Source organism: Streptomyces sp. NPDC004658 (assembly GCF_040609555.1).
GTDB lineage: Bacteria > Actinomycetota > Actinomycetes > Streptomycetales > Streptomycetaceae > Streptomyces.
This window is the reverse complement of record NZ_JBEXKG010000079.1, coordinates 1-14985: the sequence shown is the minus strand read 5'-3', so window position 1 is coordinate 14985 and position 14985 is coordinate 1. Positions and strand designations below refer to the sequence as shown.

12 protein-coding genes are annotated in these 14985 nt (G+C 71.4%); 9 read left to right on the top strand and 3 right to left on the bottom strand.

From position 1 onward, the window contains the following. Positions 1-16 precede the first annotated feature (16 nt). The gene (locus tag ABZV94_RS24650; RefSeq protein ID WP_356343723.1) at positions 17-574 is read right to left on the bottom strand and encodes a toxin-antitoxin system, toxin component; all 558 of its coding nucleotides are present in this window, start codon (positions 572-574) and stop codon (positions 17-19) included. A 14-nt stretch (positions 575-588) separates the two neighbouring features. Then, positions 589-1245 (bottom strand): helix-turn-helix transcriptional regulator, encoded by a 657-nt coding sequence (locus ABZV94_RS24645; RefSeq protein WP_356343720.1) that lies wholly within the window; start codon positions 1243-1245, stop codon positions 589-591. Between the two features lie 249 nt (positions 1246-1494). On the opposite strand from ABZV94_RS24645, the gene ABZV94_RS24640 reads away from it, so the two are divergent. From ABZV94_RS24640 to ABZV94_RS24600, 9 genes are all read left to right on the top strand, one after another. After that, entirely contained in the window at positions 1495-2166 is a 672-nt protein-coding gene (locus tag ABZV94_RS24640) for a hypothetical protein (RefSeq protein ID WP_356343718.1), read from the top strand. A 383-nt stretch (positions 2167-2549) separates the two neighbouring features. Beyond that, positions 2550-3548 carry a LacI family DNA-binding transcriptional regulator gene (locus ABZV94_RS24635; RefSeq protein ID WP_356343716.1) on the top strand — a complete coding sequence of 333 codons (999 nt, stop codon included), beginning with the start codon at positions 2550-2552 and terminating at the stop codon, positions 3546-3548. Positions 3549-3676: 128 nt separating this feature from the next. Then, positions 3677-5029: an extracellular solute-binding protein gene (locus ABZV94_RS24630; RefSeq protein ID WP_356343714.1), complete on the top strand. Its 1353-nt coding sequence runs from the start codon at positions 3677-3679 to the stop codon at positions 5027-5029. Between the two features lie 5 nt (positions 5030-5034). After that, complete coding sequence (locus tag ABZV94_RS24625; RefSeq protein WP_356343711.1) at positions 5035-5988, top strand: sugar ABC transporter permease; 954 nt, start codon at positions 5035-5037, stop codon at positions 5986-5988. Next, positions 5985-6866 carry a carbohydrate ABC transporter permease gene (locus ABZV94_RS24620; protein ID WP_356343709.1) on the top strand — a complete coding sequence of 294 codons (882 nt, stop codon included), beginning with the start codon at positions 5985-5987 and terminating at the stop codon, positions 6864-6866. Before ABZV94_RS24625 ends, ABZV94_RS24620 begins: the two co-directional genes overlap by 4 nt. A gap of 33 nt (positions 6867-6899) precedes the next feature. After that, positions 6900-8507: a glycoside hydrolase family 13 protein gene (locus ABZV94_RS24615; protein WP_356343707.1), complete on the top strand. Its 1608-nt coding sequence runs from the start codon at positions 6900-6902 to the stop codon at positions 8505-8507. Between the two features lie 114 nt (positions 8508-8621). Then, entirely contained in the window at positions 8622-10799 is a 2178-nt protein-coding gene (locus ABZV94_RS24610; protein ID WP_356343704.1) for a discoidin domain-containing protein, read from the top strand. Positions 10800-10988: 189 nt separating this feature from the next. After that, positions 10989-13037: a phosphocholine-specific phospholipase C gene (locus ABZV94_RS24605; RefSeq protein ID WP_356343702.1), complete on the top strand. Its 2049-nt coding sequence runs from the start codon at positions 10989-10991 to the stop codon at positions 13035-13037. Between the two features lie 66 nt (positions 13038-13103). Beyond that, positions 13104-13937, top strand: coding sequence for a phospholipid scramblase-related protein (locus ABZV94_RS24600; protein WP_356343700.1), 834 nt, complete (start codon positions 13104-13106; stop codon positions 13935-13937). A 106-nt stretch (positions 13938-14043) separates the two neighbouring features. Here ABZV94_RS24600 and ABZV94_RS24595 read toward each other — a convergent pair. Further along, on the bottom strand, positions 14044-14985 hold a 942-nt coding region (locus ABZV94_RS24595), incomplete at its 5' end, for a hypothetical protein (protein ID WP_356343697.1).

The following is a 14985-nucleotide window of genomic DNA, read 5'->3' as shown; positions in this document are numbered from 1 at the left end:
CGGCCCCCGGTCCGGCTCAGCCCTGCGGGCCCGGGTACCCCAAAGACGCCTCGATGCGGCCGGCCACGCCGTCCCGCTGCACCGGCCCGCGCAACGCCGAACCGGCCAGCCAGGTACGGCACTTGCTGGCCAGCAGCAGCCCGAACGTCTCGGCGTCCCGCTCCTCGGCGACGTCGAAGCGACTGCGGGCCGCGACGCGTTGCACCGCCGCCTGGAGCGCTTCCCGGTCGATGTCGTCGCGCAGCATCCGGGTCGCGGCGCCGACGCCCTCCATGTGGAGCCCGCAGTGGTCGGCCTGCATGTGCCACAGCTCATGGCCCAGGATCACCAACTGGTGGTCGGGAGCGGTGCGTTCCTCCACCACGACGACGTCCCGGTCGGTCAGGTCCAGCCACAGCCCGCTGGCCGTGCCGGGCGGGAAGGCGGCCGTACGGAAGTGCACCGGACGCCCGCGCCGGCGGCTCATCGCCTCGCACAGCGCGCGGTACAGCTCATCCGGGGGCGCCGGAACGGGCAGCGTGAGCCCGCCCACCAGTTCGTTGCACAGCCGGCGCATGTCCCTGCCGATGCCCACAGTCCTCCCCCGGCTCACGACTCGGGCCGCTTGACGCTCTCCAGGAGCATGTCGAGCCACTCAGCGACCTTGTCCCGGTGCTGGTCGGTGGGCAACTGTGCGGCCCGCCAGGCGATTCCGCGCACGCCGTGGTCCTGGAGCAGCTGCTCCAGCGGGTCCGCCGGATCCTCGGCGGCGGCCCGCTCCCGGTCCGCGAGCTTCTGCAACAGCTCCTGCTCGGTGCGCTGAAGCGCGCCCGCCAGCGCCTCGGGGTCCTCCGCGGTGAGGAAGCCGGCGTGCACCCGGAAGAAGCGCTGGAGGGCGTCGCAGTGCTCCATGGTGGGCCGCCGGTCGCCGTTGATGAGGGCGCCGGCCTGCTGCCGGGACATCCCCGCGCCGTCGGCGATCTCCTGCTGGGTGTACCGGCGTCCGCCCGGCTTCAGCCGGGTGCGGCGCAGCAGGTCCAGGCGCTGGAGGAAGCGGGCCTGGACGTCCGGCTCGCCCGCGGGCCGACCGCTGAGCAGAGCCTTGACCACCGGCTCCGGGACTCCGCAGGCGATGGAGAGCCGCCCGACGTCGAAGACCTCGGCATGGGGGACGCCGAGGCGGTCGGCGAGCGCGGTGACGCGGGCGACGACGGCCGGCAGCTGGGCGGTCGCCGAGGCGCCCGGATCCTCGTAGCCATCCGTCACCGACAGAACTCCTACGTCTCTAGAGGGCTTCAGATGCGTCCGTGCTTCTCAGCTTCTCACGAGCGATCGCCGTGAACTTCCCGGAGAGTAGCGGGTGTCTCGAACTCACATCCAGGTGTCGCCACAACTGTGGCGAATTTCGGCCGTCAACCGGCACGAAATGCCACGATAGTTGACATGGCTCTTGCCTGGGCACCAGGATCGCATCGCCGCGAGAAAGGCCGCAGAGGCAAGAGGGGTGACCTCCCGATGGCACATCAGGCAGGAGGGCAGCGGCCGGCACCGCGGCCCGTCCCCGACACCTGCGAGATCCAGGCGTACCTCCAGGACTACGGCGCGCTGCTGGAGTCACAGTCCTGCCCGTCCCTGGTCGTCGACCACCACTGGAACGTGGTCATGGCCAACAGCGCGTTCGAGACACTTTTCCACGGTGTGCGGCCCCACCCCACGGCCATGCCGGGGGAGAACTTCCTCCGGTTCGTCCTGTTCCACCCCGACGCCGGCGAGGTCCTCGGCGAGCACGAGCCCGGCTGGTGCCTGCCGATGCTGGCCCAGCTCCGGACCGCCCTGGAGACCCACGGACACGACCACGAACTCCAGGCGGTCCGCCGGGAGATCGCCCAGGACCCGATCATGGAGGCCGCCTACCGGCAGGGCCTGCCGCACTGGATACGGGCCGTCGGCGAGGCCGCGTCCCGGCTCGACGGCGCCGTACGCCTCCTGCACCACCCGGACCCCCGGCGCGGGCGCACCGAGTGCCGCATCGTCGAGGAGAACCCGCAGGCACTGCGGGAGCTGGGCTACCGGCGTCTGACGATGGTCCTGCGCGACCCCCGCCGGCCCGCCGTGCCGGTGCGCCGGCCGCGCCGCCCGAGGGACGCCGCCTCGCACCTGACGGTCGTGCCGTCCACGGAGGACTGACCCGGCACCGCCGGCGTTCAGGTCGCCGACGGCGCCGGGCCGGCACGGCGGCTCCCCACACGGGCCGAGCGGTCCGAGCGCCGCCTCCAGGCGCCGGTGACTCCTTCCCACGCTCCGCCGACTGCCGGCGCACCCCACCGATTCCTTACGCAAACCCGGGCTCGTTCCGCGCGTCACCGCCTGCTCGGCTCCGTGCCGACTCCTTTCGTGCGCCCCGCCGACTGCTCGCGCCACTCCACCCGCCTCCTCGCGCACCCCCGACTCCTCACCCCGTACCCACCCCCGACTCCTCACCCCGTACCCCAGCTCCTTCAGGCACCCCGCCCTACTCCCAGACTCCCGCGACGCAAGCCGCTTGCGTGGTTTGCGCTACGCTTGCGCTCATGACGCGACGACTTGCGGAAGTGGCGAAGAAGGTCGGGGTCAGTGAGGCCACGGTCAGCCGGGTCCTCAACGGCAAGCCCGGGGTCTCCGATGCCACCCGGCAGGCGGTGCTGACGGCTCTCGACGTCCTCGGCTACGAGCGACCCACCCAGCTGCGCGGTGAGCGCGCCCGGCTCGTCGGTCTCGTCCTGCCCGAGCTGCAGAACCCCATCTTCCCGGCGTTCGCCGAGGTCATCGGCGGTGCCCTCGCCCAGCTGGGGCTGACCCCGGTGCTGTGCACCCAGACCAAGGGCGGGGTGTCGGAGGCGGACTACGTCGAGCTGCTGCTCCAGCAGCAGGTCTCCGGGGTGGTCTTCGCCGGCGGCCTGTACGCCCAGGCCGACGCGCCGCACGACCACTACCGGCTGCTCGCCGAGCGCAACATCCCGGTCGTGCTCGTCAACGCGGCCATCGAACACCTCGGCTTCCCGGGCGTGTCCTGCGACGACGCGGTCGCCGTCGAGCAGGCCTGGCGGCACCTGGCGTCGCTCGGCCACGAGCGCATCGGGCTGGTGCTCGGCCCCGGCGACCACGTGCCGTCGGCGCGCAAGCTGGCCGCCGCCCGGGCGGTCGCCGGCGATCTGCCGGACGAGTTCGTCGCGCGGGCCATCTTCTCCCTCGAGGGCGGTCACGCCGCCGCCGCACGGCTGATCGACCGGGGTGTCACCGGCATCATCTGCGCCTCGGACCCGCTGGCGCTCGGTGCCGTCCGGGCGGCGCGCCGCAAGGGGTACGACGTCCCGGGCCGGGTCTCGGTCGTCGGCTACGACGACTCGGCGTTCATGAACTGCACCGAGCCCCCGCTGACCACCGTCCGCCAGCCCATCGAGGCCATGGGGCGCGCGGCCGTGGAGCTGCTGAACGCGCAGATCGGGGGCACCGCCGTACCCGCCGAGGAGCTGCTGTTCGAGCCGGAGCTGGTGGTGCGGGGCTCCACCGGGCAAGCCCCGCGCGACTGAGCCCGGGAAGATCCAGCTCACTGTCGGAATATTGCAGATTCCGCGCGACATCTTGCGGACCGCTGTCGGCGGTGCTTGAGTGTGCGACGCCCACCGCTCCTGCCATGAGTGCCATGAGGGGTCCACCGATGAGACACACCGGGTTCCGCCGTACCGTCCTCGCGATCGGCGTCTGTTCCTCCCTCGCCCTCGCCGCCACCGCCTGCGGGTCCGGTGACGACGATTCGGCGAGCGGCAAGACCCGTATCACCGTCAACTGCGAGCCGCCCAGGAGCGCCAAGCTCGACCGCTCCTTCTTCGAGGCGGACATCGCGGCCTTCGAGGAGGCCAACCCGGACATCGACGTCGTCGCGCACGACGCCTTCCCCTGCCAGGACCCCAAGACCTTCGACGCCAAACTCGCCGGCGGCCAGATGGAGGACGTGTTCTACACGTACTTCACGGACGCGCGGCACGTCGTCGACGTCCGCCAGGCCGCCGACCTCACCCCGTACCTGAAGGAACTCAAGAACTACGACAGCATCCAGAAGCAGCTGCGGGACATCTACACCGTCGACGGGAAGGTCTACGGCATCCCGCGCACCGGATACTCCATGGGGCTGGTCTACAACCGCGCGCTCTTCCAGAAGGCTGGCCTGGATCCCGACAAGCCCCCGGCGACCTGGGACGAGGTCCGCGCCGCCGCCAAGAGGATCGCCGCCCTCGGCGACGGCACGGTCGGCTACGCCGACTACAGCGCCCAGAACCAGGGCGGCTGGCACTTCACCGCCGAGCTGTACTCCCAGGGCGGCGACGTCGTCGGCGCGGACGGCAAGAAGGCCACCATCGACACCCCCGAGGGCCACGCCGTGCTGCGGAACCTGCACGACATGCGGTGGACCGACGACTCGATGGGCAGCAAGCAGCTCCTCGTCATCAACGACGTGCAGCAGATGATGGGTTCCGGCAAGCTCGGCATGTACCTCGCCGCCCCCGACAACATCCCGATCCTCGTCAAGGAGAAGGGCGGCAACTACAAGGACCTCGCCCTGGCCCCCATGCCGGGCGGCAAGGGCACCCTCATCGGCGGCGACGGCTACATGTTCAACAAGAAGGACACGCCCGCCCAGATCCGGGCCGGCCTGAAGTGGCTCGACCACATGTTCCTCACCCCCGGCAAGGGCTTCCTCGGCGACTACGCGCGCGCCAAGAAGCACGACGCCCCCGTCGGCCTGCCCGAGCCGCGCCTGTTCACCGGTGCCGCCGACGCCACCGACCAGCGGGTGAAGAAGGCCAACGCCAACGTCCCGGTGGAGAACTACCAGGCGTTCCTCGACGGCAACCACGAGCTCCAGCTGAAGATCGAGCCGCCGCACGCCCAGCAGATCTACTCCGTCCTCGACGGCACCGTCTCCGCCGTCCTGACCAAGAAGGACGCCGACATCGACCAGCTGCTCAAGGAGGCGTCCGGCAAGATCGACAGCATTCTGGCCCGGAGCTGACCGCCATGACGAAGACGGCCGAGCGACGGCCGACGGCAGACACCGCCGTCCCGCCGGTCCCGGCGCCGCCCCCGGCAGGGGACCGGAGGCGGCGCCGCCTCACCGACCAGCTCCGCGCCTACGGCTTCCTCCTCGGCGGCCTGCTCTGCTTCGCCCTGTTCTCCTGGTACCCGGCGATCCGCGCGGTCGTCATCGCCTTCCAGAAGTACACCCCGGGCTCACCGCCCGAGTGGGTCGGCACCGCCAACTTCACCCGGGTCCTGCACGACCCCGAGTTCACGGCCGCCTGGCGCAACACCCTCACCTTCACCGTGCTGGCCCTCCTGATCGGCTTCGCGATCCCCTTCCTGCTCGCCCTCGTGCTCAACGAACTGCGGCACGCCAAGGCGTTCTTCCGGGTCGTGGTCTACCTGCCGGTGATGATCCCGCCGGTGGTCAGCGCCCTGCTCTGGAAGTGGTTCTACGACCCCGGAGCCGGCCTCGCCAACGAGACGCTGCGCTTCCTGCACCTGCCCACCTCGAACTGGTCCAACGGCACCGACACGGCGCTGGTCTCCCTGGTGCTCGTCGCCACGTGGGCCAACATGGGCGGCACCGTCCTGATCTACCTGGCAGCCCTCCAGTCCATCCCCGGCGAGCTGTACGAGGCGGCCGAACTGGACGGCGCGAACCTCCTCCAGCGCGTCCGGCACGTCACGGTCCCGCAGACGCGGTTCGTGATCCTGATGCTGATGCTCCTTCAGATCATCGCCACCATGCAGGTGTTCACCGAACCGTTCGTCATCACCGGCGGCGGCCCCGAGAACGCCACCGTCACGGTCCTCTACCTCATCTACAAGTACGCCTTCCTCTACAACGACTTCGGCGGCGCCTGCGCGCTCAGCGTGATGCTCCTGCTGCTGCTCGGCGCCTTCTCCGCGGTCTATCTGCGGCTCACCCGCTCCGAGGGGGACGCATGACCACCGGCACCCGCACCCTGATCTCCCCGGCCACCCTCGCCCGCCCGCGCGGAAAGGCCCTGTACTGGACGGTGTTCACCGCCGTCGTCGTCCTCTTCGCGCTCGCCTTCCTGTTCCCCGTGTACTGGATGGTGACCGGCGCCCTGAAGTCCCCGGACGAGGTGGCCCGGACCCCGCCGACGCTCCTTCCCGAGCACTGGCACCTCAGCGGCTACACCGACGCCTGGGACCTGATGGAACTCCCGCGGCACCTGGGGAACACGCTCGTCCAGGCGGCCGGCGCCTGGGCCTTCCAGCTGGTGTTCTGCACGGCCGCGGCCTACTCCCTGTCCAAACTGAGGCCCGCCTTCGGCAAGGTGGTCCTCGGCGGCATCCTCGCCACCCTCATGGTCCCGGCGCAGGCGCTGGTCGTACCGAAGTACCTGACCGTCGCCGACCTGCCGCTGATCCACACCAGCCTGCTCAACGACCCCCTCGCCGTCTGGCTGCCGGCCGTCGCCAACGCCTTCAACCTCTACCTGCTCAAACGGTTCTTCGATCAGCTGCCGCGCGATGTCCTGGAGGCCGCCGAGATCGACGGCGCGGGCAAGCTCCGCATCCTGTGGTCCGTCGTCCTGCCCATGTCCCGGCCGGTGCTCGGCGTGGTGTCGATCTTCGCCCTGGTCGCCGTCTGGCAGGACTTCCTGTGGCCGCTCATGGTCTTCTCCGACACCGGCAAGCAGCCGATCAGCGTCGCCCTGGTCCAGCTGTCGCAGAACATCCAGCTCACCGTGCTCATCGCCGCGATGGTGATCGCCAGCATCCCGATGGTCGCGCTGTTCCTCGTCTTCCAGCGGCACATCATCGCCGGGATCAGCGCGGGCAGCACCAAGGGCTGACGCCGCCGCCCCGTCTACAGAAAGGCAAGCCCAGTGGGACAGCCCAGCCATGCCCGGAAAGACCCTGACTGGTGGCGCTCGGCCGTCATCTACCAGGTGTACGTCCGCAGCTTCGCGGACGGCGACGGCGACGGCACCGGCGACCTCGCGGGCGTCCGCGCCCGGCTGCCGTACCTCGCCGGACTCGGCGTGGACGCCCTGTGGTTCACACCGTGGTACGTGTCCCCGCTGAAGGACGGCGGCTACGACGTCGCCGACTACCGGGCCATCGACCCGGCCTTCGGCACCCTCGCCGAGGCCGAGAAGCTCATCGCCGAGGCCCGTGAGCTGGGCATCCGGACCATCGTCGACATCGTGCCCAACCACGTCTCCGACCAGCACCCCTGGTTCCGGGCCGCGGTCGCCGCCGGGCCGGGCAGCCCCGAGCGCGAGCTGTTCCACTTCCGGCCCGGACGCGGCGCCCACGGCGAACTCCCGCCGAACGACTGGCCGTCCCAGTTCGTCGGCTCCACCGACCCGGTGTGGACCCGGCTGCCCGACGGCGACTGGTACCTGCACCTGTTCACCCCCGAACAGCCCGACCTCAACTGGGCGCACCCGGCGGTCCGCCAGGAGCACGAGGACATCCTGCGCTTCTGGTTCGAGCGGGGCGTCGCCGGCGTCCGCATCGACTCGGCGGCCCTCCTCGCCAAGGACCCCGACCTCCCCGACCTCGCCACCCACCCGGAGCCGCACCCCTTCGTCGACCGCGACGAACTGCACGGCATCTACCGCTCCTGGCGCCGGGTCGCCGACGAGTACGGCGGTGTGTTCGTCGGCGAGGTCTGGCTGCCCGACCCCGAACGCTTCGCCCGCTACCTGCGCCCCGACGAACTCCACACCGCCTTCAACTTCTCCTTCCTGTCCTGCCCCTGGGACGCCGGCCGGCTGCGCGCCTCCATCGACACCACGCTCGCCGAGCACGCCCCCGTCGGCGCGCCCGCCACCTGGGTGCTGTGCAACCACGACGTCACCCGCACGGTCACCCGGTACGGCCGCGAGGACACCGCCTTCGACTTCGCCACCAAAGCCTTCGGCACCCCCACGGACCTGGCGCTCGGCACCCGGCGGGCGCGGGCCGCCGCCCTGCTGTCCCTCGCGCTGCCCGGCTCGGTCTACCTCTACCAGGGCGAGGAGCTGGGCCTGCCGGAGGCCGAGATCCCGGCCGACCGCGTCCAGGACCCGATGTACTTCCGCTCGAGGGGCGCCGACCCCGGCCGCGACGGCTGCCGGGTTCCGCTGCCGTGGGCCGCCGGGCTGCCGCACGCGGGCTTCGGCTCCCGCGAGGAGCCCTGGCTGCCGCAGCCAGCCGACTGGCCGTCGTACGCGGTCGACCGCCAGGAGCGCGCCCCCCACTCGATGCTCTCCCTCTACCGCGAGGCCATCGCCCTGCGCCCGCAGTTCGGCGACGGCCCCCTGACCTGGCTGCCCGCCCCCGACGGCGTGCTGGCCTTCTCCCGCGCGGATGCGGCGCTGTGCGTGGTCAACCTCGCGGACACGCCCGCCGACCTGCCCGCGCACTCCCGGCTCCTGCTCAGCAGCGGCCCGCTGGACGATGCGGGCCGGCTGCCGCGGGACACGGCGGCCTGGCTGCGCGCCTGAGCCGCACGGCGGCCCGGTGGCGTGCCCGAGCCGCGCTGCGGCCGGTCGCGCGTCCGAGCCGCGCCCGTACGCACCTTGCTATCCCACGCACCCCCACCACGAAGGGATCAGCACATGCACAGCAGCACCGCCGGACACCTCCGGCGCATGCCGGCCATCGGGGCGGTCGTCGCCCTCGCCGCCGGCATGCTCGTCACCCTCGCCCCGGCCGCCCACGCCGCCGCGGGCGCCACCCTCCCCCTCACCTCCGTGGAGGCCGAGTCGGCGGCCGGCAACGGCACGAGGATCGGCCCGGACTACACGCAGGGCACTCTCGCCTCGGAGGCCTCCGGCCGGCAGGCCGTCCGGCTGTCGCCGGGGCAGCGCGTGGAGTTCACCGTGCCGCGCACCGCCAACGCGGTGAACGTCGCCTACAGCGTGCCGGACGGTCAGTCGGGGTCCCTGAACGTGTACGTCAACGGCACCAGGCTCGCCAAGACGCTGCCGGTGACCTCCAAGTACTCGTACATCGACACCGGCTGGATCCCCGGCGCGAAGACGCACCACTTCTTCGACAACACCCGGCTGCTGCTCGGGCAGACCGTCCAGGCCGGCGACAAGGTCGCCGTGGAGGCGGCCGGGGTCCAGGTCACCGTCGACGTCGCCGACTTCGAACAGGTCGCCCCGGCCGCCGGCCAGCCCGCCGGCTCGGTGTCCGTCGTCTCCAAGGGCGCCGACCCCAGCGGCAACGGCGACTCCACGCAGGCCTTCCGGGACGCCATCGCCGCCGCCCAGGGCGGCACGGTGTGGATACCGCCGGGCGACTACCGCATCACCTCCTCGCTCAGCGGCGTGCAGAACGTCACCCTCCAGGGCGCCGGCAGCTGGTACTCGGTCGTGCACACCTCCCGCTTCATCGACCAGTCCAGCTCGGCGGGCAACGTCCGCATCAAGGACTTCGCGGTCATCGGCGAGGTCACCGAGCGCGTCGACTCCAGCCCGGACAACTTCGTCAACGGCTCGCTCGGACCGGGAAGTTCGGTCTCCGGCATGTGGATCCAGCACCTCAAGGTCGGCCTGTGGCTCACGGGCAACAACGACAACCTGGTGGTGGAGAACAACCGCATCCTCGACACCACCGCCGACGGACTCAACCTCAACGGCACGGCCAAGGGCGTCCGGGTCCGCAACAACTTCCTGCGCAACCAGGGCGACGACTCCCTCGCCATGTGGTCGCTGTACTCCCCGGACACCGACTCCAGCTTCGAGAACAACACGATCTCGCAGCCCAACCTCGCCAACGGCATCGCCATCTACGGCGGCACCGACATCGCCGTACGCAACAACCTGATCTCCGACACCAACGCCCTCGGCAGCGGTATCGCCATCTCCAACCAGAAGTTCCTCGATCCGTTCCACCCCCTGGCCGGCACCATCACGGTGGACGGCAACACGCTGGTGCGCACCGGCGCGATGAACCCCAACTGGAACCACCCGATGGGCGCCCTGCGCGTCGACTCCTACGACAGCGCGATCAACGCGACCGTCAACATCACCAACACGACGATCACCGACAGCCCCTACAGCGCCTTCGAGTTCGTCTCCGGCGGCGGGCAGGGCTACCCGGTGCGGAACGTCAACGTCACCGGCGCCACCGTGCGGAACACCGGCACGGTCGTGGTCCAGGCCGAGGCGCAGGGCGCGGCGACCTTCAAGAACGTCACCGCCACCCAGGTCGGCGCGGCCGGCGTCTACAACTGCCCCTACCCGGCGAACTCCGGCTCCTTCACCCTCACCGACGGGGGCGGCAACTCCGGCTGGTCCAGCACCTGGTCGGACTGCTCCACCTGGCCGCAGCCCGGACAGGGCAACCCCGACCCCGACCCGAACCGCAACCTCGCCAAGGGCCGCCCGGCCACCGCGACCGGCTCCCAGGACGTCTACACCCCCGGCAAGGCGGTCGACGGCGACGCGAACTCGTACTGGGAGTCCACCAACAACGCCTTCCCGCAGTCCCTCACCATCGACCTCGGCTCCTCCTACGCCGTGCGCCGCCTGGTGCTGAAGCTGCCGCCGTCCTCGGCCTGGGGCGCCCGCACGCAGACCGTCACGGTGCTCGGCAGCACCGACGGCTCCGGCTACTCGACCGTGCTGGGCGCGCAGGGCTACCGCTTCGACCCGGCTAGCGGCAACACCGCGACCGTCACCCTGCCGAGCGGCACGAACCTGCGCTACCTGCGCCTGACCGTCACCGGCAACACCGGCTGGCCGGCGGGCCAGTTCAGCGAGGTGGAGGCGTACCTGACGTCCTGAACGCCGGGCGCCGGCCGCCGCGTCACCGGGCCAGGGGAACCCGGTGACGCGGCACCACGCGTACCGCCGGGTTTCACACGGGCGCCATCACACCCTTCCCTGACGTTTGCTGCTCTTGGAACACTCGCTCCGCGCACATTCCGTCACCTGGCGGGTAGCGCGTACGTCAGGACGAGAGGACCCTCACCCATGCCCGAAGTCAACCGGCGGCGCTTCCTCCAGATCGCCGGCGCCACCACGGGGTTCACGGCGCTGGCCGGCAGCATCCAGCGCGCGGTTGCCCTGCCCGCCCACCACCGCACCGGATCGCTGGAGGACGTCGAGCACATCGTCGTCCTCATGCAGGAGAACCGTTCTTTCGATCACTACTTCGGCTCCCTCCGAGGCGTCCGCGGCTTCGGCGACCCCCGCCCGGTCACCCAGAACGGCAGGTCCGTCTGGAAGCAGTCCGACGGCACGAAGGACATCCTGCCCTTCCACCCGGACGCCGACGACCTGGGCCTGGCCTTCATCCAGGACCTCCCGCACGGCTGGAACGACGGCCACACCGCGTTCAACGGCGGCAAGTACGACAAGTGGGTACCCGCCAAGTCCGCGACGACGATGGCCTACCTGACCCGCGACGACATCCCCTTCCACTACGCGCTCGCGGACGCCTTCACCATCTGCGACGCCTACCACTGCTCCTTCATCGGCTCCACGGACCCCAACCGCTACTACATGTGGACGGGCTACACCGGCAACGACGGCAAGGGCGGCGGCCCGGTCCTCGGCAACGACGAGGCGGGCTACGGCTGGACCACGTACCCCGAGCGCCTGGAGCGGGCCGGGGTCTCCTGGAAGATCTACCAGGACGTCGGCGACGGCCTCGACGCGAACGGCGGCTGGGGCTGGATCGACGACGCCTACCGCGGCAACTACGGTGACAACTCGCTGCTGTACTTCAACCAGTACCGCGACGCCAAGCCCGGCGACCCGCTGTACGACAAGGCCCGCACCGGCACCGACGCCCGCAAGGGCGAGGGCTTCTTCGACCAGCTGAAGGCGGACGTCCGGGCCGGCAAGCTGCCCCAGGTCTCCTGGATCGTCGCCCCCGAGGCCTTCACCGAGCACCCGAACTGGCCCGCCAACTACGGCGCCTGGTACGTCTCCCAGGTCCTGGACGCGCTCACCTCCGACCCCGAGGTGTGGGGGAAGACCGCGCTGTTCATCACCTACGACGAGAACGACGGCTTCTTCGACCACGTCATACCGCCCTACCCGCCGGCCTCCGCCGCCCAGGGCAGGTCGACGGTCGACCCCACCGCGGACCTGTTCAAGGGCGACGCCGGCCATGCCGCCGGCCCCTACGGCCTCGGCCAGCGGGTGCCGATGCTGGTCGTCTCCCCCTGGAGCAAGGGCGGATACGTCTGCTCCGAGACCCTCGACCACACCTCGATCATCCGGTTCATCGAGCGTCGCTTCGGTGTCCAGGAGCCGAACATCTCTCCCTGGCGGCGGGCCGTGTGCGGCGACCTGACCAGCGCCTTCGACTTCTCCCGCAAGGACACCGCGCGGGTCGCGCTGCCCTCCACGGCCGGCTACCTGCCCAAGGACCACGACCGCCACCCCGACTACGTGCCGAAGCCCCCCGCGAGCGGCACCCTTCCCCGGCAGGAGCGGGGCAGCCGGCCCACCCGCCCCCTGAAGTACGCCCCGGTGGTCGACGGTTCGGCGGACACCGCGGCCGGCAAGTTCACGCTCACGTTCGCCTCGGGGGCGCACGCGGGCGCGGTCTTCCTCGTCACGTCCGACAGCCGCACCGACGGCCCCTGGACGTACACCACGGAGGCCGGCAAGACACTCTCGGACACCTGGAACTCGGCGTACTCCGGCGGCCTCTACGACCTCGCCGTGCACGGCCCCAACGGCTTCGTGCGCGTCTTCAAGGGCCGCAACAAGGTCGCCGGCCCCGAGGTCACCGCCCGGCACCAGGGCGACGACGTCGAGCTCACCTTCACCAACAAGGGCTCCGGCACGGCGAAGCTGAAGCTGGTCGACGGCTACGGCGGCGGTCCGGTGACGGTGTCGGTCCGGCCCGGTGCGACCGTGCGGCGCACCGTCGCGCTCGCGGCGAGCAAGCGCTGGTACGACCTGACCGTCACCTGCGACGCCGACCCCGCCTTCCTGCGCGGCTTCGCCGGGCACGTGGAGAACGGGCGGCCCGGCGTCAGCGACCCGGCGATCGCGACGGAGTGAACGGGCGATGAACACCGCTCCGTGCGGGCTGGCCAGGTACCGGTCGCGTCAGGGTAGTGTGCCCCGGTGACCACGCAATCGAACACTCCTGCAGGCTGGTACCCGGATCCGCACGGAGCGGCGCAGACGCTGCGCTACTGGGACGGCGCGCAGTGGACCGAGCACACCAACCCGGCCCAGCAGGCCGCCGGGCAGGTCCCGCCGCAGCAGGCCGCCTTCCCGCAGCAGCAGACCGGCGACGCCAAGGTGCAGCGTCAGGTGCAGCAGCAGGCCGGTGTCGCGGCCGGCGGTCCCGGCGGCGGCACCCTCTTCACCGAGCCCGTCCTGGTCGTGAACCAGAAGGCCAAGCTGATCGAGCTGACCAACGAGTACAAGGTCATGGATCAGAACGGCCGGGAGATCGGCTCGGTCACCCAGGTCGGTCAGGGTGTGCTGCGCAAGATCCTGCGCTTCGTCTCCAGCCTGGACCAGTTCCTCACCCACAAGCTGGAGATCCGCGACGCCTACGGCCAGCCGCAGCTGCTGCTGACCCGGCCCGCGAAGATCTTCAAGTCGCGGGTGGTCGTGACCCGCCCGGACGGTTCGCCGGTCGGCGAGATCGTCCAGAAGAACATGTTCGGGAAGATCAACTTCGCGATGACGGCCAACGGCCGGCAGGTCGGCGCGATCAAGGCGGAGAACTGGCGGGCCTGGAACTTCGCGATCGTCGACCACGCCGACAACGAGGTCGCCCGGATCACCAAGACCTGGGAAGGCCTCGCCAAGACGCTCTTCACGACCGCGGACAACTACGTCCTGCAGATCCACTACCAGCTGCCCGAGCCGCTGCTGAGCCTCGTCGTGGCCACGGCGCTGACGGTGGACACCGCGCTCAAGCAGGACGCGCGCGGCTGGGGCTGACCGGCAGCCAGACGGCAGGAAGCAGCACGGCAGGAAGCAGCACGGCGACGGCGGCCGGTGCCCGGGGAACGTTCCGCGCACCGGCCGCCGCCGTACGTCAAGGTGGTCACAGGGCCGTGAGGTGCCCCGGCTGGTCCGGCTGCCGGGGCAGCAGTACCGGTTCCGCGGTCGCCGTACCCGGCTCCAGCGCCAGCACGGCCGCCACCGGATGCTCGCCGTCCGCGCCGTCCACGCCCTCCGTGCCGTCCGCGTCACCGCCGACGGGCGCGGGGGCCGCCCGGGTCAGCAGCACCACGCCCCAGGAGGCCAGCCCCGCGCCCGCCAGGGCCAGCAGCACCCCGGCGGGACCGCCCTGGAGGCCCTGCCCCAGCAGCGTCAGGCCGATCACCGCGGCGGCCACCGGGTTGGTGAGGGTGACCACGGCCAGGGGGGCGCCGAGGCCGCCCCGATAAGCCGTCTGGGACAGCAGCAGACCGCCGACGGCGAACGCGGCGACGAGCACGGCGACCACGATCTCCTCCGTGCCCAGCACCGGACCCGAGCGGTCCGTGGCCGCCACGGTCACCGTCTGGGTGAGCGCGGAGGCGACCCCGGAGGCGAAGCCGGACGCGGTGGCGTGCCTGAGGCCCGGCCGGGCGCCGGGCCAGGACAGCAGACCGATCGCGGCGGCGGTCGTGCCCGCGACCACCAGGGCCTCGGTCAGCGACAGCACCCGATCGGGCGCCGGGCCCGAGGCGGTGGCCAGCAGGGCGGCGAGCCCGAGCAGGGTGAGCGCCGTACCGCGCCACTCCACCGCGCTGACCCGCCGGCCGGCCGCCCGCGCCCCCAGGGGCACGGCGGCGACCAGGGTGAGCGCGCCCAGCGGCTGCACGACGGTCAGCGGTCCGTACTTCAGGGCGACGACGTGCAGCAGGGCCGCGGCGGCGTTCAGCCCGACCGCCGACCACCAGGCGCCGGTGCCCAGCAGCCGCAGCAGACCGGTGCCGGCGCTGCGCCGGTGCCCGTCTCGGGGTCCGAGGGGCCCTGGTCGGTCTTGTCGTCGGACGGG

What these genes read in the sequence shown, in the direction of transcription:
- ABZV94_RS24640 (WP_356343718.1), top strand. Translation starts at nt 1,495, where the DNA reads ATGGCACATCAGGCAGGAGGGCAGCGGCCGGCACCGCGGCCCGTCCCC.
- ABZV94_RS24610 (WP_356343704.1), top strand. Translation starts at nt 8,622, where the DNA reads ATGCACAGCAGCACCGCCGGACACCTCCGGCGCATGCCGGCCATCGGG.
- ABZV94_RS24620 (WP_356343709.1), top strand. Translation starts at nt 5,985, where the DNA reads ATGACCACCGGCACCCGCACCCTGATCTCCCCGGCCACCCTCGCCCGC.
- ABZV94_RS24630 (WP_356343714.1), top strand. Translation starts at nt 3,677, where the DNA reads ATGAGACACACCGGGTTCCGCCGTACCGTCCTCGCGATCGGCGTCTGT.
- ABZV94_RS24625 (WP_356343711.1), top strand. Translation starts at nt 5,035, where the DNA reads ATGACGAAGACGGCCGAGCGACGGCCGACGGCAGACACCGCCGTCCCG.
- ABZV94_RS24635 (WP_356343716.1), top strand. Translation starts at nt 2,550, where the DNA reads ATGACGCGACGACTTGCGGAAGTGGCGAAGAAGGTCGGGGTCAGTGAG.
- ABZV94_RS24605 (WP_356343702.1), top strand. Translation starts at nt 10,989, where the DNA reads ATGCCCGAAGTCAACCGGCGGCGCTTCCTCCAGATCGCCGGCGCCACC.